Raw genomic sequence first — 16,546 nt, forward strand, 5'->3', positions numbered from 1 at the left:
ACCGCTGAGTCCGACTACCGTCCCTCGACGAGGTCCGCGATCTCGGTGAGGAGCGCCGTCGCCCGCTCGAGGTCGGGGCGGAGGTCGCGGTCGGCGTCGTCCGTGCCGAGCGACGCCGACGCCCGGGCGAACACGTCGGCCAGCGCCCCGGTCAGTCGGTCGGCGACACCACGGCGCCGCACGAGCCGGACCGCACCGAGGAGTTCGCAGGCGATGAGCGTCCTCGTGGCGACGACCGCGTCCTCCAGCTGGGCGACGGCCTGCGCGGCGAACGGTGCGTCCTCCTCGGCGCCGCGCGACAGGACGACCGTGCCGAGCGCCGCCGGTTGCGCCGCGTGCCGGATGTCGGCGACCGCGCCCGCAGCGACGTACTCGACCATCATCAGTCCTGACGCACCCGGTTCCCCGTCGCCGAGGAACGGCGGCAGGCCCGTGAACGCGGGTTCGTTCAACAGCCGCAGGCGAGAGAGGGTGACCGTTGACGTCTGCGCGAGCGCGAGGGCGGTGGCGTCCAGTTCCGCTGCCAGCTGCGCCTGGAAGAAGGCGCCGTGGTGGAGGACCGCCCGTGATCCGGCATCGGCACCGAGGACGTACAGCGGGTTCTCCTCCGCAGCACCGATGAGCGCCGCCACCTGGTCCGCGAGCCGGTCCGTCGCCGTCGCCACGACGCCCTGCGTGATCGCCGCGATGCGGAGCGCGAACGGGTCCTGGATCCGGGCCGGTTCCGGCGCGGGTCCGATGAGCGCGCGCAACGCCGCAGCAGCAGCTTCGACACCGGGCGCGGCGGACGCACCCGCCGACGCCTCGGCGAAGGCCTGCGCGTTGCCGTCCAGCGCGTGGAAGCTGAGCGCACAGACCCCCGACCAAGCTCGGTCGAGCACCCGAAGCTCCGTGACCGCGAGCGCCGCGCGCGCGATGGTCAGGGCGCTGCTGCTGATGAACGACAGGGCACTCTCCGCGCCCCACGCGTCCAACGGCTCGAGCGGCGTCGACGCCGGCCGTTCGCCGAGGAGGGTCAGCGCCGTACCGGCGAGTGCGGTGAGGTCGCCGGTCCCGATCGACCCGAGGGTCCGGACGGTCGGCAGTGCGTCGCGGCGCAGCATATCGGCGAGCGCCGCGACGACCGCGGGCTCGACACCCGATCCGCCGACGGCGAGCTGGTTGAGCCGGACCGCGAGCATCGCCCGCACGACCCGGTCGGGGACGACCTCACCCGCGTCGACCGCGTGGCTGCGGAGCAGGCGGCGGGCGTGGGCATCGCCGTCGTCGGCCACCGCGGTGTCCTTGTTCGCCCCCACGCCCGTGCTCCTGCCGTAGACGTCCGCGTGCTCGGCGAGGTCCTGTGCTGCGTCATGCGCCGAGGCCAGTCGGTCGAGCACGGTGCGAGGCACGAAGGCCTCCTCCTCGAGGTCCGCGATCCGCCGCAGCTCGTCGATGCCCAGTGCTCCCGCGATCTCGATCATCCCGACACCCTCTCTTGCGCTCCGCCGTCGTGTGCACCATCCTTGCTCACACGGCGAACGTCCCACCAGATGAAATTCGAGTTTTACCTGACGGAAACATTTGAGGCGGTTCGCTGAAACCGTGGAGCCATAGCGTGGTGGCTCGACAGAGAGGGATCTGATGGCTGAATCATCGACTCGAACCGTGGAGCGTGCACTCTCGCTCCTCGCCGTGGTGTGCGACCGCGGCCGCACGACCCTCGCCGAGAGCGCGCGACTCGTCGACCTCTCGCCGAGCACCGCCCTCCGGCTCCTCCGCACCCTGGAGTCCACGGGCTTCGTCCGGAAGGACGCCGACGGCAGCTACCGACCCGGCAGCCGCGTCGTCCAGCTCGGCACGCAGGCACTCAGCAACGAGTCGCTCGTCGGCTTCTGCCACACGGAGATGCTCGACCTCGTCGAACGCACCGGCGAGTCCGCCTACCTGAGCGTCGAGGGTCACGCGTCGACCGCGCTCTACCTCGCGATCACGGAGGGCACCCACTCCGTCCGTCACGCGAGCTGGGTCGGTCGCACGATCCCCCTCGACGGGTCGGCCGCGGGTGCCGCACTCACCGGGCGGACGCCCACCGCCGGCTACGTCACGGTCGAGCGGGGCGTCGAGTCGGACGTCACCGCGATCGCCGCTCCCGTCCGCTCGGGAGCACGGATCGTCGCGGCGCTGAGCCTCGTCATCCCGAGCTACCGGATGACCGACGACCTCATCGCCTCCTACGGCGAGCTCCTCGTCGCCGCCACGGACCGGCTCTCCAGCGGGCTCGCCTCGTACACCGGACCCACCGACAACACACCCGCGACCGTCCCCGACGACGCCGCGGACCTCCTGGAGGGACGCGCATGATCCGCTTCACGAACGTCAAGAAGGCCTACCCGGACGGCACGGTCGCCGTCCACGACCTCTCCTTCGAGGTGCCGACCGGCTCCCTCACGGTGCTCGTCGGCCCGTCCGGCTGCGGCAAGACGACCTCGCTCCGGATGATCAACCGCCTCATCGATCCGACCTCGGGGTCGATCCTGCTCGACGACGTCGAGACCCAGTCGCTCGACCGCGTCACCCTCCGTCGTCGGATCGGCTACGTCATCCAGAACGCCGGTCTGTTCCCGCACCGCACCGTCGTCGACAACGTCGCAGCCCTCCCCCGCCTGCTCGGCGGCTCGCGTCGGGAGACGCGCACGGCGGCCCTCGAGCTGCTGGAGCGCGTCGGTCTCGACGAGAAGTTCGCGAAGAAGTACCCGTGGCAGCTCTCCGGCGGTCAGCAGCAGCGCGTCGGCGTCGCCCGCGCCCTCGCGACGAACCCGCCGTTCCTCCTCATGGACGAGCCCTTCAGCGCGGTCGACCCGATCGTCCGGGCGCAGCTCCAGGACGAGTTCCTGCGCCTGCAGGCCGACATCTCGAAGACGATCGTGATGGTCACCCACGACATCGACGAGGCACTCAAGCTCGGCGACCAGGTCGCGGTCCTGCGCGAGGGCGGTCTCCTCGCGCAGATCGCGCCGCCGGTGGACCTCCTGACCCGCCCCCACGACGCGTTCGTCGCCGACTTCGTGGGTGAGGCCCGCGGCTACCGTGCACTCGGCTTCCTCGGGCTCGACCACGACGACGCCCTCCACCGTGAGCCCGTCGCCCGGCTCGGCGACACCGCCGTGACCGGTGTGCACGCGAGCGGCTGGGTGGTGGTCACGGACGACGAACGCCGTCCCCTCGGCTGGTTCGACACCGCAGCCGGTCACGGCTCCGTCTCGATCGACACCATCAGCGGCCACGGCCTGTTCGTGCCGCGCACGGCGTCGCTCCGCATCGCGCTCAACGCAGCGCTCGCGCACCCGAGTCGACGTGTCGGGCTCCTCGACGACGACGGCCGTCTCACGGGCACCATCGCCGCCAGCGAACTGCTCGAGCGCCCCGCCCCCGAGCGGAGCCTCCGATGACGATCGACTGGATCTGGGAGAACCTCCCACTCATCGGCGACCTCACGCTCAACCACCTCTGGTTGACGCTCACCCCGACGGTGCTCGGACTCTTCGTCGCCCTCCCGTTCGGCTGGTGGGCGCACCGCTCGCGTCGCGGCCGACCGTTCATCGTCGGTACCGCCGGGCTGCTGTACACGATCCCGTCACTCGCACTGTTCATCATCCTGCCGACGATCCTCGGCACGAAGATCCTCGACCCGATCAACATCGTCATCGCCCTGACCGTCTACACGGTGTCGCTCCTCGTCCGTGTCGTCTCCGACGGGCTGTCCTCGGTGCCGGTAGACGCGGTGCAGGCGGCCGAGGCCATGGGCTACCGGTCCTGGCAGCGACTCGTGCTGGTCGAACTGCCCGTGGCCGTCCCGGTGATCGCCGCCGGCCTGCGCGTCGCGGTCGTCTCCAACGTCAGCATCGTCACGATGGCCGCCCTGCTCGGCATCCCGCAACTCGGGACCCTGTTCACCCAGGGCTTCCAGCTCCGCCTGTTCGTGCCGCTCGTCACCGGCATCCTGCTCTGCGTCGTCCTCGCCGTGATCCTCGACCTGATCATCGTCCGGCTCGGCTCGCTCGCGACGCCCTGGCGTGATCGGACGGTGGCAGCATGAGCGTCATCGACTGGCTGACCGACCCCGCCAACTGGACCGGTGCGGACGGCATCCCCTCACAAATGGGCTACCACCTGCTGTACACGGGCATCGCGCTCGTCATCGCCGCAGCGATCGCCGTGCCGCTCGGAATCCTCGTCGGCTACACCGGCAAGGGCGAGCGCCTCGTCGCCGGATCGGCCAACGCCCTCCGCGCCCTGCCGACCCTCGGCCTCCTCATCCTGCTGTTCCTCCTCATCTCGCCGGTGGTCCCCGGGCAGCTCGTCTACGTCATCCCGACGATCGTCGTCCTCGTGCTCCTCGCCGTCCCGCCCATCCTGACCGGGACGTACACGGGCATCCAGAGCGCCGATCCCGACGCGGTGGGCGCCGCCCGCGGCATGGGCTACACGAAGCTGCAGATCCTCTGGCACGTCCAGCTCCCCTGCGCCCTCCCCCTGCTGCTGTCCGGCATCCGCTCGTCCACCCTCCAGGTCGTCTCGACCGCGACGGTCGCCGCCTACCTCGGTCTCCAGGGGCTCGGCCGGTACATCATCGACGGCCGCGCCCAGGCCGACTTCTTCCAGATGGCCGGCGGCGCGATCCTCGTCGCCGCCCTCGCCTTCGCGCTGGAGATCGCCTTCACCCTCCTCGGCACCCTCATCGTCTCCCCCGGTCTGCGGCGCACCAGCCGCAGACGGCGGACGGTGGCCCCGACCACCGTCACCGGGGCGATCCCCCGGCCGGCCTGAGCCGCACCCGCACCGCACGACCACCTCCGCACGACCGCACCACCGATCCGTCCATCTCACCGAATCGAGGTCCTCATGCCCTTCCCCACCTTCCCCCGTCGACTCGCGGCCATCGCCGCGACCACCGCAGCCGCCGCTCTCGTCCTCACCGGCTGCGGCGGCCAGGACGCCCTCAGCAGCGACGGCGCGTCCGGCTCCTCCGGCGACGCCGTCATCATCGGCTCAGCCGACTTCACCGAGAGCCAGCTCATCGCCACCATTTACTCCCAGGCGCTGCAAGCCGAGGGCGTGAAGGTGAAGGAGCAGTTCAACATCGGCAGCCGCGAGGTCTACATGGCCGCGCTGCAGGACGGCTCCATCGACCTCCTCCCCGAGTACTCGGGCGCACTGCTCAAGTACCTCGACTCCGAGTCGAAGGCCAGCACGAGCGAGGACGTCGTCGCGGAACTCGGCGACAAGCTCCCGAAGGGTGTCAGCATGCTCGACATCTCGCCCGCGGAGGACAAGGACGTGCTCGCCGTCACCCAGGAGACGGCCGACAAGTACGACCTCAAGACGATCTCCGACCTCGTGCCGTACATGTCCGAGCTCAGCCTCGGCGGCCCGCCGGAGTGGAAGACGCGCGTCAACGGCGTCGTCGGCCTCGAGCAGGTCTACGGGCTCACCTTCAAGGAGTTCGTCAGCCTCGACGCCGGCGGACCGCTCACGATGACCGCGCTCACGAGCGGCCAGGTGCAGGTCGGCGACATCTTCAGCACCGACCCCGGGCTCACCGCGAACAAGCTCGTCGCCCTCGAGGACGACAAGTCGCTCTTCGCGGCCGAGAACATCGTCCCCGTCATCAGCACGAGCAAGCTCGACGACACGATCTCGAAGACGCTCGACAAGGTGTCCGCGGCCCTCACCACCGAGGACCTCATCGAGATGAACGGCAAGGCGTCCGACGGCACGAGCCTGAAGAGCATCGCCGAGGAGTGGCTGAAGGACGCCGACCTCGGCTAGCAGCACCCTTCGACGGGCTCGGGGTCGAGAAGCAATCCAGGGGGCGAGAACCGGTTCAAGGACGGCGACCCGCCCCTGAGCCCGTCGGAACAGCACCACCACCACCGCACCGCAGACGTAAAGGACCAGCGCATGCCGACCACCACCCGGACCATCCGTGCCGCTCGCGGCACCACCCTCACCGCCAAGAGCTGGCAGACCGAGGGCCCGCTCCGGATGCTCATGAACAACCTCGACCCCGAGGTCGCCGAGCACCCGGAGGACCTCGTCGTCTACGGCGGCACCGGGAAGGCCGCGCGCAACTGGGAGGCGTACGACGCGATCGTCCGCACACTCGAAGGGCTGGAGGCCGACGAGACCCTGCTCGTGCAGTCCGGCAAGCCCGTCGGCGTCTTCCGCACGCACGAGTGGGCGCCGCGCGTGCTCATCGCGAACTCCAACCTCGTCGGTGACTGGGCGACGTGGCCCGAGTTCCGCAAGCTCGAGGCCGAGGGTCTCACCATGTACGGGCAGATGACCGCCGGCTCGTGGATCTACATCGGCACGCAGGGCATCCTCCAGGGCACCTACGAGACCTTCGCCGCGATCGCCGACAAGCGGTTCGGCGGCACCCTCGCCGGGACGCTGACCCTCACGGGCGGCGCCGGCGGCATGGGCGGGGCACAGCCGCTCGCCGTGACGCTCAACGAGGGCGTCGTGCTCATCGTCGACGTCGACCCGAGCCGACTGGAGCGACGCGTCGAGCACCGCTACCTCGACGAGATGACGGACGACCTCGACGACGCCGTCGAACGCGTGCTCGCCGCAAAGGCCGAACGGCGCCCGCTATCGGTCGGTCTCGTCGGCAACGCCGCGACCGTCTTCCCCGAACTGCTGCGGCGCGGTGTCGCCATCGACATCGTCACCGACCAGACGAGCGCTCACGACCCGCTCGCCTACCTGCCCGAGGACACGGCGCTCGCCGACTGGCAGACCGAGGCGGCGGCCGACCCGGTCGACTTCACGCGCCGCTCGCGACTCGCCATGGCGAAGCAGGTGCAGGCGATGGTCGACTTCCAGGACGCCGGCGCCGAGGTCTTCGACTACGGCAACTCCATCCGCGCCGAGGCGAAACTCGGCGGCTGCGAGCGCGCCTTCGACTTCCCCGGCTTCGTGCCCGCCTACATCCGGCCGCTCTTCGCCGAGGGCAAGGGCCCGTTCCGCTGGGCTGCGCTCTCCGGCGACCCGGCGGACATCGCCGCGACCGACCGCGCCATCCTCGAACTCTTCCCCGAGGACGAGAAGCTGCGCCGCTGGATCACCTCGGCCGGCGAGAAGATCGCCTTCGAGGGGCTGCCCGCCCGCATCTGCTGGCTCGGCTACCAGGAGCGCCACCTCGCCGGCCTGAAGTTCAACGAGATGGTCGCCTCGGGTGAACTGAGCGCGCCCGTCGTCATCGGCCGCGACCACCTCGACTCCGGTTCCGTCGCCTCGCCGTACCGCGAGACGGAGGCCATGGCCGACGGCTCCGACGCGATCGCCGACTGGCCGCTGCTCAACGCCCTGCTCAACACGGCGTCCGGCGCGACCTGGGTGTCGATCCACCACGGCGGCGGGGTCGGCATCGGCCGATCCATCCACGCCGGTCAGGTGATCGTCGCCGACGGGACGCCGCTCGCCGCCGAGAAGATCGCGCGCGTGCTCGTCAACGACCCGGGCACCGGCGTCATGCGTCACGTCGACGCCGGCTATGAGCGGGCGGCCGAGGTCGCCCGCGAACGCGGCCTGCGGGTGCCGATGTGGGAGGGCGAGTGACCGACGGCCTGATCGCCCACGGTCGGCTCGCTGGGCTCGACGAGATCACCGGCGTCGGCGTCGATCCGGCACGCGGCGGGTACTCCCGGCACGTCTGGACGCCGGCCGAGTTCGAGCTGCGCGAGTGGTTCACCGCTCGCGCCGCCCGACTCGGGCTCGACGTCGAGATGGACCGGAACGGCAACCTGTGGGCGTGGTGGGGCGAGCCCGGGCCCGACGCGGTCGTCACCGGCAGCCACCTCGACTCCGTCCCGGGCGGCGGCGCCTTCGACGGGCCGCTCGGCGTCGTCTCAGCGCTGGACGCCGTCGCGCGTCTGCAGGCCACCGGGTTCCAGCCGTCGCGTCCCGTCGCCGTCGTGGTGTTCGCCGAGGAGGAGGGGTCCCGGTTCGGGGTCGCCTGCCTCGGATCCCGGCTCCTGTCCGGGGCCATCACCGCGGACGCCGCCCGAGCGCTGACGGACGCGGACGGGGTCACCGTGGCGGAGGCCGCAGCGGCCGCCGGGCTCGCTCCCGAGCACCTCGGCCGCGACGACGAGGCGCTCGGCCGCGTCGGACTCTTCATCGAGTTGCACGTGGAACAGGGTCGCGGCCTCATCGACCTCGGCTCGCCCACCGCCGTCGCCTCGTCGATCCTCGCCCACGGCCGCTGGCGACTCCGCGTGAGCGGTCAGGGGAACCATGCCGGCGCCACCGGCATGCGCGAGCGCCGTGATCCCGTGGTCGCCGCGGCACGGGCCGTCCTCGCGGTCGAGCAGGCAGCCCTCGCGACGGACGACGCCCGCGCCACCGTCGGCCGCATGCGCATCGTGCCGGGCGGCACCAACGTCATCGCCTCCGAGGTCGACGCCTGGGTGGACGCCCGCGCCGCCACCGACGCCGGCACGCGCGCCCTCGTCGCGGACATCGAGAGCCGGGTGCAAGAGGCCGTCGCCGGTTCCGGCTGTACAGCTGAGCTGGTCGAGGAGTCGTGGTCGGGCGTCGTCGAGTTCGACCCCGAGCTCGCCGCGCGGCTGGCGGGCACGCTCGGCGGGGTCCCCCTGCTGCCGACGGGTGCCGGTCACGACGCCGGTGTCCTGAACGGAGCCGTGCCGACGGCGATGGTCTTCGTGCGGAACCCGACGGGCGTCTCGCACTCGCCGGAGGAGTTCGCCGAGGCGGACGACTGCGTCGCCGGTGTCGAGGCGCTCGAGACCCTGCTCCGGAGCGTCCTGTGACGGTCGCGAGCGTCGACCCCGGCGCAGCGGACGTCCGGCCTCCCATCTGGGCCGCGACCGCGATCATCGACGGTCGCCCGACCGACCGCGTACGCTTCACGGCCGACGACTCCGGACGGATCACCGCCGTCGAGCGGGGCGTCGGGCCGCAGACGGGCGACCGACGCCTCGGAACGGTCATCCCGGGCATGGGGAACGCCCACTCCCACGCGTTCCACCGCCTCCTGCGGGGGCGCACCCACGCCGACGGCGGTGACTTCTGGCAGTGGCGCGAGGCGATGTACGCGGCGGCCGCCAGCCTCGACCCGGACCACTACGGCCGGGTCGCTCGTGCCGTGTTCGGCGAGATGCTCGTCTGCGGCTGGACGGCGGTCGGCGAGTTCCACTACGTGCACCACCAGGCCGACGGCACCCCGTACCCGACCGCCCACGCGATGGAACTGGCGGTCGCCGGAGCCGCCGCCGACGTCGGCATCCGGCTCACCCTCCTCGACACGGCTTACCTCGCGAGTGGCCTCGGGCCCGCCGGGGGTCCCGCCGCTCCGCTGCTCACCGAACAGCTCGCGTTCGGCGACGGCGACGCGTCCGGCTGGCTCGCCCGCTGGCATCGACTGCGCGACGCGCTCTCCGGCTCGGTCGGCGCCACCGGGCTCGTCACGCTCGGTGCCGCGCTGCACTCCGTACGCGCCGTGCCCGTCGACGCCATGCGCACGATCCTCGCCGGCCTGCCCGACGACGTCCCGCTGCACGTCCATCTCTCGGAGCAACCGCAGGAGAACGTCGACACGCTCGCGAAGACGGGCAGGACGCCGACGGGCGTGCTCGCCGCGCTCGGTGCGCTCGCCCCACGCATCAGCCTCGTCCACGCGACGCACCTGACCGACGCGGACGTCACGGCGATCGGGCGGTCCGGCGCGACCGTCGTGATGTGCCCGACGACCGAAGCCGACCTCGGTGACGGCATCGGACCGGCCCGCCGCCTCGCGGACGCGGGTGCCCGGATCGCCGTCGGCTCCGACCAGAACGCAGTGGTCGACCCGCTGCTCGAACTGCGTGGACTCGAAGCCGGTGAGCGGCTCGCCTCCGGCAGACGCGGCCGGTTCTCGCCCGCCGAGCTCCTCGCGGCGGGCACCGACAACGGGTACCGTTCGCTCGGACTCGGGCGGCACACGCTGGATGTCGGCGACCCGCTCGACCTCGTCGAGGTGTCGACGTCGAGTCTGCGCACGACCGGCACCGACCCTGCGCAACTCGCCCTCGTCGCGACCGCGTCCGACGTCGAGCGGGTCGTCGTCGGCGGGCAGCTCGTGGCGGAGGGCGGCCGGCTGCTCGCGACGTCACGGGAGTCGACGCCGGAACAGCTCCTCGCGGTGGCCCTCGCCGAGCTGGCAGCATCGACGGAGACGCCCCGGACAGCCACCTCGTCCCCGACACCTGATCACCCCTCGCAGGAGATGCAGCCATGACCAGCGAACTCATCACCGGCATCGCCGAGCTCACGACCAACGCGGGCTCCGGGCCGGGCGACGTCGACGGCAACCGGATCACCGATGCGGCACTCATCATCGAAGACGGCCGGATCGCGTGGCTCGGCGCAGCGGTCGACGCGCCCGACGCCGACGCGCGGACCGACGTGGGCGGGCGCGCCGTGCTCCCGGGTTGGGTCGACACGCACACGCATCTCGTGTTCGCGGGCGACCGCTCGGCGGAGTTCGAGGCGCGCATGGCCGGCGGCCGGTATGCGGCGGGCGGGATCGCGACGACCGTGGCGGCCACCCGGGCGGCTTCCGAGGAGCAGCTCGTCGCGGGTGCGCGGCGGTTGCGGACGGAGTCGCTCGCGCAGGGGACGACGTTCCTCGAGGCGAAGACCGGCTACGCGCTCGACGTGGAGGGCGAGGCGCGATCCGCTCGGGCGGCGGCCGAGGTCGCCGACGTCGTCACCTTCCTCGGAGCCCATCTCGTGCCGGCCGGTGCGGACCGCCGCGACTACCTCGACCTCGTGACCGGGCCGATGCTCGCGGCGGTGGCTCCGTTCGCGTCCTACATCGACGCGTTCTGCGAGGTCGGCGCCTTCGACGTCGAGGAGTCGCGCGAGGTGCTGCTCGCCGGTCGCGCCGCTGGCTTGGGTGTCCGGGTGCACGGGAACCAGCTCGGCGAGAGCGGCGGGGTGCGCCTCGCGGTCGAGTTGGAGGCGGCGAGTGTCGACCACTGCAACCACCTCTCTGACGCCGACGTCGACCTCCTGGCGGGTTCGTCGACGGTCGCCACCCTGCTGCCCGCCTGCGACCTGTCCACGCGCGAACCGTTCCCGCCGGCGCGCGCGCTCATCGACGCCGGTGCTTCGATCGCGCTCGCGACCAATTGCAACCCGGGCACCTCGTACACGACGTCGATGGCGTACTGCGTGGCGACCGCCGTGCTGCAGATGCGGCTGACGATCGCCGAGGCGGTGTGGGCTGCGACGCGAGGGGCCGCGGTGGCGGTCGGCCGCGAGCACGGTGTCGACGCCGTCGGATCGCTTCGCGTGGGTGGTCTCGCGGACCTGCAGGTGCTCGACGCGCCCTCGGTCTCACACCTCGCCTACCGGCCCGGCGTGCCGTTGACGGTCGGCGTCCGGCAGCGCGGCGAGCGCGTCACGATCGGTGAACGGCGATGAGCGGCGAGGCTGACGAGCGTGCCATCGTGCGGTTGCCCGCGTCCGGGCATCGGAGCTACCGGTGGCGGAACGGGCTGGGGACGGCGGCGGAGATCGCGGCGGAACCGGCCGAGGCTGGAAACGGCGGTGACGGGACCGCGACCAGGGACGGGCGCGGGGACGCGCCGACCGGGCCGGGTTGGACGCTGAGCATCGCGACGGTCGACGCGGACGTCGTCTTCTCGTCGTTCCCGGGTGTCGACCGACAACTGATGGCGTTGTCGGTGGGCGGACTCGGACTCCTGATCGACGGTGAGCCGGTCGAGTTGGACCGGTGGCAGGTCGCCGCCTTCGACGGGGCCTCAGCGGTGTCGTCGCGGGGCGTGGTCGGGCCGACGCTCGATCTCAACCTGATGGTGTCGCGGGATCGGTTCCGTGGATCGCTCGAGGTCGGCGTCGTCGATGGGTCGAGGCTCGTCACCACGCCGCCGGGAGCCACCACGTTCGTCGTGTTCCTCGACGGGCTGCTGTCGGCGGAGGGGCCAGGTCTGGACCCTGGTGCGCTCCAGCGGCACGACACCATCCGACTCGAGGCCGGCACCCTGTCCCTGACCGGCGACGCCACGATCGCGCTCGCCCAGGTCCTCCCCCACTTGTGATGGATGCCAGCGCGGTGCGCTGACGCGAGCGCGCCCCGCAGCCGCGAGCGCGGGTCTCCAGAGGGGTGCGCTCACCTCCCAGACCCGCGCCCACGCCGACTCGGCAGGTCTCGCGCCAGCGCACCGCGGTGACCTGAGACCTCCCCACCGGGTGCCGGCGCGGTGCGCCCGCGTGAATGACGCACACCCGGCGTGAGCGCTCCCCGCGCACGCGAGCGCGGGTCTCCGGAAGGGCGCGCTCACGTCACAGACCCGCGCTCACGTCAGCGCACCGCGCTGACGCACACCCCAGCCGCGACGGCTACTTCGTGCGGTCGAGGACCGCGAAGCGGAAGGTGTATGTGGCGTCGAGCGTGTCCTCGAGGCCCGTCACGTTCTTCTGGGCGAGGACCGTCTCGGTGCCCTGGAGCAGCGGGATGATCGGAGCCGCGGTCGCGGTCAGCGCCTGGATCTGCTCGATCGCCGCGATGCGCGCCGCCGGGTCGGTCGCCGTCGCCTCGGTGTCGATGAGCGCGTCGACGGCCGGGTCCGAGTATCCGTTGGCGACGGACGCGCCGGTCGTCGAGTACGCCGAACGCAGGAAGTTGTCGGGATCCGGGTAGTCCGGGAAGAACCCGAGCTGGTACGCCGGGTAACCCGACTCCGGGTTCAGCTCCTTCACGTAGCTCGTCCACTCCGTCGACTGCAGGTCGACGGTGAACAGGCCGGACGTCTCCAGCTGCGACTTGATGAGCGCGTACTCCTGGTCGGAGTCGGGGCCGTAGTGGTCGCTCGTGTACTGGATCGGCAGAGCGACCGGGGTGCTGACGCCCGCGGCCGCGAGGATCGCCGCGGCCTTCGCGGGGTCCGGCGCGTCACCGTACGCGGTCTGGAACGCGGGCGTCGCACCCGTCTGACCGTCGAGCACGACCGAGTAGGCCGGCGCGTAGGTGCCCTTGTAGACCTGGTCGGCGATATCCTCACGATCGACGAGCGACGCGACCGCCTGCCGGATGGCGAGCTTCTGGGCGTCGTTCGCACCCGGCTGGGTGTTCAGGTTGAACGTGAGGAACCGCACCGAACCGCCCGGCCCGTCGACGACCTGCAGGTCGGAGTCGCTTCGGAGGTCGGCCACGTCCGTCGCGGTCAGCGAGCGGTAGGCGATGTCGACGTCGCCCTTCTCCAGGTCGAGCCGCAGGTTCGACGCCGTCGTGTACGGCTTGAGCACGACGTGCTGCGTCTTCGCGCGGGTCCCGGAGTAGCGCGAGTTCGCCTCGAGGGAGAGCAGCCCGCCCGCCTGGTAGCTGTCGACGGCGTAGGGGCCGGAGCCGATCACGTCGTCGTCGCTCAGCAGCTTGTCCGCCGGGAAGACCTCTTCGTCGACGATCGGCCCGGCCATGCTCGTGAGCACGTAGGGCCAGGTCTGGTCGTTCGGCACCGTGAGGTGGAAGACGACCTGGTTGTCGTCACCCTCCTCGACGCTGTCGAGGTTCGCGAGCAGCGGCGACGGACCGTTGTCGGCGGCGATCTCACGGACGCGGGTGAAGGAGTAGACGACGTCCTCGGCCGTGAGCGCGTGACCGTTGGAGAAGGTCAGCCCCTCCTTGACCGTGCAGACGTAGGTGGTCTCGTCGGCGAAGTCGCACGATTCCGCCGCGTCGGGGGCGGGGACGACGTCGCCCTCGTCGTAGCTGAGGAGGTGCTGGTAGATCTGGTTCTGCGGCGTGAAGGATCCACGATCCCAGGCACCGGCCGGGTCGAGCGAGACGATCTGATCGGTCGTACCGATGACGAGCGCGGTGGTCGTCGTGGTGCCGCCCTGGGCCGTGCAACCGGTGAGGGCGGCGACGACACCGAGGCCGATGGCGACCGTGGCGAATCTGGCGGATCGGTTCATGGAGCGGTTCCTTCGGGTGACTGCGGGAGTGCAAATGCTGATGCTGATGGCGCGACGGGGACCGCGTGTGCGGCGAGCGCGAACCTCGGGTGCGGTTCGGCTCCGTCGACGAGCTCGGCGATGAGGCGTCCCAGCACCGGGCCGAACTTGAACCCGTGACCGGAGAATCCCGTCGTGACGATGATGCTGTCGATCCGGTCGATCACGAAATCCTCGCTGGGGCTCAGATCGTAGAGGCAGCTGATGGTATGGGGTGCGGACGCGTCGACGCCGGGCACCCATTCGGCGACGTAGGCGGTGAGCCGCGCGAGTTCCTCGGGTTCGGCGAGGCCGTCGCGTTCGTCGGGGTGGACGTGGACGGCACCGCCGTGCAGCCCGACCTTGACCCCCTCGCCCGGCGTCAGCAGGCCGTACACGCTCGACCCCTCAGCGGGGTAGTGGACGAAACTCGGCCAGGCGTCGGCGGCCAGCTCGCTCGGGAAGTGGGCAGGCTGGACCTGCGTCACGACGATCTCGGGCAGCGGACGATCGACGCTGCGAGCGAGGTCGCCGACGAGGTCGGGCGTCCAGGACCCGGCCGCGACGACCACGTGGTCGGCGACGACGTCGCCCAGCTCGGTGCGGACGACGGCGCCGCCGACACCCGCGGTCGGATCGTTCGACTCAGTCGGATCGACGCCCGCCACCCGCACGCCGAAGCGCAGGGTCGCTCCGGCCACCTCGGCGAGGTCGAGCAGGGCTTCGATCGCCTCGGCGGAGTACAGTCGCCCGCCGGTCGCGTGGTGGAGGACCTCGCGGTCGAACCGCAGTCCGGGCCAGCGGTCGCTCGCCTGCTCCGGGGTGAGGCGCTCCGAGGCGATCCCGCCTCGGGTCATCGCCGCCTCGATCGCCGAGAGCATCTCGGGTCGGCCGTGGTCGAGCGCGCCGGTGAGGTCGAGCAGCGTCCGTCCGCTCGCCGACTCGAGCGCCCGCCAGGCCGCGAGCGCCTCCGAGGTCAGGGAGACGTAGTCGTCGGCGTCGTAGCCCTGACGGAAGATGCGGGTCGCGCCATGTGAGGAGCCGTGCTCGTGACCGCGCGGGTACCGCTCGAGGAGCAGCACGTCCCGGCCCTGCTCGGCCAGCGAGCGCGCAGCCGCCGCACCGACGATCCCGGCACCGATGACCACGACCTCGGCGCGCGCCGGCAGCGCGGTCGGCGTCGCGTCCGCTGCCGGACCCGGCGCGGTCATCGGCCCGACTCCGCAGGCAGGCCCGACTCCGTGGTCTCGCGCGTCGCTGCGGTGGCGCGCGCGTCGACCGCCCGACGAGCCGGCATCGCGGCGGCCACGGCGGCCTCGTCGGCGAACGGACGGGACGGGAATCGACCGGGCGCGTATCGCGACGCGTCGACGAAGGGGCTCTCACCCGTGACCATCAGTTCGGCGAGCATCCGGCCGAGTCCGGGGCCGTGCGTGACGCCGGACTCGTTGTCGCCGGCCACGACGTACAGCCCGTCGAGCTCCGGGACGGGCCCCGCGATGAAGCGGCGGTCCGCGGTGTACGACACGATCCCCTGCACGGCGTCGGCGTCGTCGACGACGGGCGCGGCGGCCGGGATGAGCTCGGAGATGATCGGCGACAGGTGCTCCCGCATCGCCTCGACGAGGTCGGGGCGGTCCGGGCGACGGTCCGCCGGGCTGTCGTGCACCGCGAGCGCCTCGTAGCCGACACCGTTGCCATAGGTGAGACCGCCGAGGTGTTCCCGGATCCACAGTCCGTCGAGTTCCGGGATCATGAGGGTCGGCACCTCTCCGAGGCCGAACGGGGCGGTGGTCAGGCGGCTCGCGATCACGCGTGCGAACGGCAGCACGCGGTCCGTGGCGGCGAGGAGTCCGTTCGTCCAGGACCCTGCGGCGAGGACGACCTCGTCGCCGAGGACGCGCCCGCCGGTGGCGGTCAGCACGCCGACGGCTCGGCCGCCCTCGGCGAGGAAGTCGACGACGGGCGTGTGCTCGACGATCTCGACGCCCTCGGCCCGGGCGAGCGCCGCGAGCGCGAGTCCGGCGTCGGGCGCGCTGATCTGGATGCCGTCGGGATGGATGAACGCTCCGACGATGGCCTCAGGGTCGAGACCTGGAACGAGCTCAGCGGTCTCGACGGCGGTGAGCAGGCGGGCGTCCTCGGGTCGGAGCGGGTGCTCGGCGAACGGCAGCAGGTGATCGAGCACGGCCTGCTCGGTGAGGGCGAGCCACACGTTGCCCGTGTTCCGCAGCCCGATGTCGTATCCGGCCGCGTCGAGCCCGCGGTAGAAGTCGAGGCCCGCCTGCTCGAGGGCGAGTTCCGACTCGTCCCAGTACCAGGCGTAGCCCGCCGCCCACAGGCCGACGAAGCCCGCTCCCGCCGCGGTCGTCGCCCCGGCGGCGGTGCCCGACTCGAGGACCGTCACCCGTCGCCCGGCGCGAGCGAGGTGGACGGCGGTCGCCAGGCCGAAGAGGCCGGCACCGACGATGACGGTGGTTGCGGGGCGGGGGTCGGTCACCCTTCGAGGCTAGTCACTCGCCGTCCAGGAGCCGACCAC

14 protein-coding genes are annotated in these 16,546 nt (G+C 71.8%); 10 read left to right on the forward strand and 4 right to left on the reverse strand.

Translation table 11 applies throughout. From position 1 onward, the window contains the following. Positions 1-14: 14 nt before the first annotated feature. The gene (locus GV015_RS01320; protein WP_159876074.1) at positions 15-1,463 is read right to left on the reverse strand and encodes an aromatic amino acid lyase; all 1,449 of its coding nucleotides are present in this window, start codon (positions 1,461-1,463) and stop codon (positions 15-17) included. Positions 1,464-1,647: 184 nt separating this feature from the next. Here GV015_RS01320 and GV015_RS01325 point away from each other — a divergent pair, with 184 nt between their 5' ends. The 10 genes from GV015_RS01325 to GV015_RS01370 all read left to right on the forward strand — a co-directional run bounded on the left by GV015_RS01325 (position 1,648) and on the right by GV015_RS01370 (position 12,113). Next, positions 1,648-2,343: an IclR family transcriptional regulator gene (locus tag GV015_RS01325; RefSeq protein ID WP_236555278.1), complete on the forward strand. Its 696-nt coding sequence runs from the start codon at positions 1,648-1,650 to the stop codon at positions 2,341-2,343. Further along, the gene (locus GV015_RS01330) at positions 2,340-3,431 is read left to right on the forward strand and encodes an ABC transporter ATP-binding protein (RefSeq protein ID WP_159876076.1); all 1,092 of its coding nucleotides are present in this window, start codon (positions 2,340-2,342) and stop codon (positions 3,429-3,431) included. The genes GV015_RS01325 and GV015_RS01330 overlap by 4 nt, the downstream gene beginning before the upstream one ends. Further along, positions 3,428-4,078 (forward strand): ABC transporter permease, encoded by a 651-nt coding sequence (locus GV015_RS01335; RefSeq protein WP_192006239.1) that lies wholly within the window; start codon positions 3,428-3,430, stop codon positions 4,076-4,078. The genes GV015_RS01330 and GV015_RS01335 overlap by 4 nt, the downstream gene beginning before the upstream one ends. Beyond that, positions 4,075-4,809, forward strand: coding sequence for an ABC transporter permease (locus GV015_RS01340; protein WP_159876078.1), 735 nt, complete (start codon positions 4,075-4,077; stop codon positions 4,807-4,809). Before GV015_RS01335 ends, GV015_RS01340 begins: the two co-directional genes overlap by 4 nt. Before the next feature lie 75 nt (positions 4,810-4,884). After that, positions 4,885-5,811: an ABC transporter substrate-binding protein gene (locus tag GV015_RS01345; RefSeq protein ID WP_159876080.1), complete on the forward strand. Its 927-nt coding sequence runs from the start codon at positions 4,885-4,887 to the stop codon at positions 5,809-5,811. Between the two features lie 132 nt (positions 5,812-5,943). Next, positions 5,944-7,605: a urocanate hydratase gene (gene hutU, locus GV015_RS01350; protein WP_159876082.1), complete on the forward strand. Its 1,662-nt coding sequence runs from the start codon at positions 5,944-5,946 to the stop codon at positions 7,603-7,605. Next, positions 7,602-8,819 carry an allantoate amidohydrolase gene (locus GV015_RS01355; RefSeq protein ID WP_159876084.1) on the forward strand — a complete coding sequence of 406 codons (1,218 nt, stop codon included), beginning with the start codon at positions 7,602-7,604 and terminating at the stop codon, positions 8,817-8,819. The genes hutU and GV015_RS01355 overlap by 4 nt, the downstream gene beginning before the upstream one ends. Continuing rightward, positions 8,816-10,285: a formimidoylglutamate deiminase gene (locus GV015_RS01360; protein ID WP_236555279.1), complete on the forward strand. Its 1,470-nt coding sequence runs from the start codon at positions 8,816-8,818 to the stop codon at positions 10,283-10,285. The genes GV015_RS01355 and GV015_RS01360 overlap by 4 nt, the downstream gene beginning before the upstream one ends. Continuing rightward, positions 10,282-11,475 carry an imidazolonepropionase gene (gene hutI, locus GV015_RS01365; RefSeq protein WP_159876086.1) on the forward strand — a complete coding sequence of 398 codons (1,194 nt, stop codon included), beginning with the start codon at positions 10,282-10,284 and terminating at the stop codon, positions 11,473-11,475. The genes GV015_RS01360 and hutI overlap by 4 nt, the downstream gene beginning before the upstream one ends. After that, on the forward strand, positions 11,472-12,113 hold the full coding sequence (locus tag GV015_RS01370; protein WP_159876088.1) for a HutD family protein: 642 nt from the start codon (positions 11,472-11,474) through the stop codon (positions 12,111-12,113). The genes hutI and GV015_RS01370 overlap by 4 nt, the downstream gene beginning before the upstream one ends. 301 nt (positions 12,114-12,414) lie before the next feature. Here the strand turns inward: GV015_RS01370 and GV015_RS01375 are convergent, their stop codons facing one another. The 3 genes from GV015_RS01375 to GV015_RS01385 are packed head-to-tail and all read right to left on the reverse strand — an operon-like array spanning position 12,415 to position 16,507. Further along, positions 12,415-13,989, reverse strand: a complete 1,575-nt coding sequence (locus tag GV015_RS01375; RefSeq protein ID WP_159876090.1) for an ABC transporter substrate-binding protein — start codon at positions 13,987-13,989, stop codon at positions 12,415-12,417. Continuing rightward, positions 13,986-15,218, reverse strand: coding sequence for an FAD-dependent oxidoreductase (locus GV015_RS01380; protein ID WP_159876092.1), 1,233 nt, complete (start codon positions 15,216-15,218; stop codon positions 13,986-13,988). Before GV015_RS01380 ends, GV015_RS01375 begins: the two co-directional genes overlap by 4 nt. Then, a complete protein-coding gene (locus tag GV015_RS01385) occupies positions 15,215-16,507 on the reverse strand; it encodes an FAD-binding oxidoreductase (RefSeq protein WP_159876094.1) in 1,293 nt (430 codons plus the stop codon). The genes GV015_RS01380 and GV015_RS01385 overlap by 4 nt, the downstream gene beginning before the upstream one ends. Positions 16,508-16,546: the final 39 nt, after the last annotated feature.

Origin of the sequence: Plantibacter sp. T3 (assembly GCF_902506515.1) — a bacterium.
GTDB lineage: Bacteria > Actinomycetota > Actinomycetes > Actinomycetales > Microbacteriaceae > Plantibacter > Plantibacter auratus.

What these genes read in the sequence shown, in the direction of transcription:
- GV015_RS01320 (WP_159876074.1), bottom strand. Translation starts at nt 1,463, where the DNA reads ATGATCGAGATCGCGGGAGCACTGGGCATCGACGAGCTGCGGCGGATC.
- GV015_RS01330 (WP_159876076.1), top strand. Translation starts at nt 2,340, where the DNA reads ATGATCCGCTTCACGAACGTCAAGAAGGCCTACCCGGACGGCACGGTC.
- GV015_RS01335 (WP_192006239.1), top strand. Translation starts at nt 3,428, where the DNA reads ATGACGATCGACTGGATCTGGGAGAACCTCCCACTCATCGGCGACCTC.
- GV015_RS01340 (WP_159876078.1), top strand. Translation starts at nt 4,075, where the DNA reads ATGAGCGTCATCGACTGGCTGACCGACCCCGCCAACTGGACCGGTGCG.
- GV015_RS01345 (WP_159876080.1), top strand. Translation starts at nt 4,885, where the DNA reads ATGCCCTTCCCCACCTTCCCCCGTCGACTCGCGGCCATCGCCGCGACC.
- hutU (WP_159876082.1), top strand. Translation starts at nt 5,944, where the DNA reads ATGCCGACCACCACCCGGACCATCCGTGCCGCTCGCGGCACCACCCTC.
- hutI (WP_159876086.1), top strand. Translation starts at nt 10,282, where the DNA reads ATGACCAGCGAACTCATCACCGGCATCGCCGAGCTCACGACCAACGCG.
- GV015_RS01370 (WP_159876088.1), top strand. Translation starts at nt 11,472, where the DNA reads ATGAGCGGCGAGGCTGACGAGCGTGCCATCGTGCGGTTGCCCGCGTCC.
- GV015_RS01375 (WP_159876090.1), bottom strand. Translation starts at nt 13,989, where the DNA reads ATGAACCGATCCGCCAGATTCGCCACGGTCGCCATCGGCCTCGGTGTC.
- GV015_RS01380 (WP_159876092.1), bottom strand. Translation starts at nt 15,218, where the DNA reads ATGACCGCGCCGGGTCCGGCAGCGGACGCGACGCCGACCGCGCTGCCG.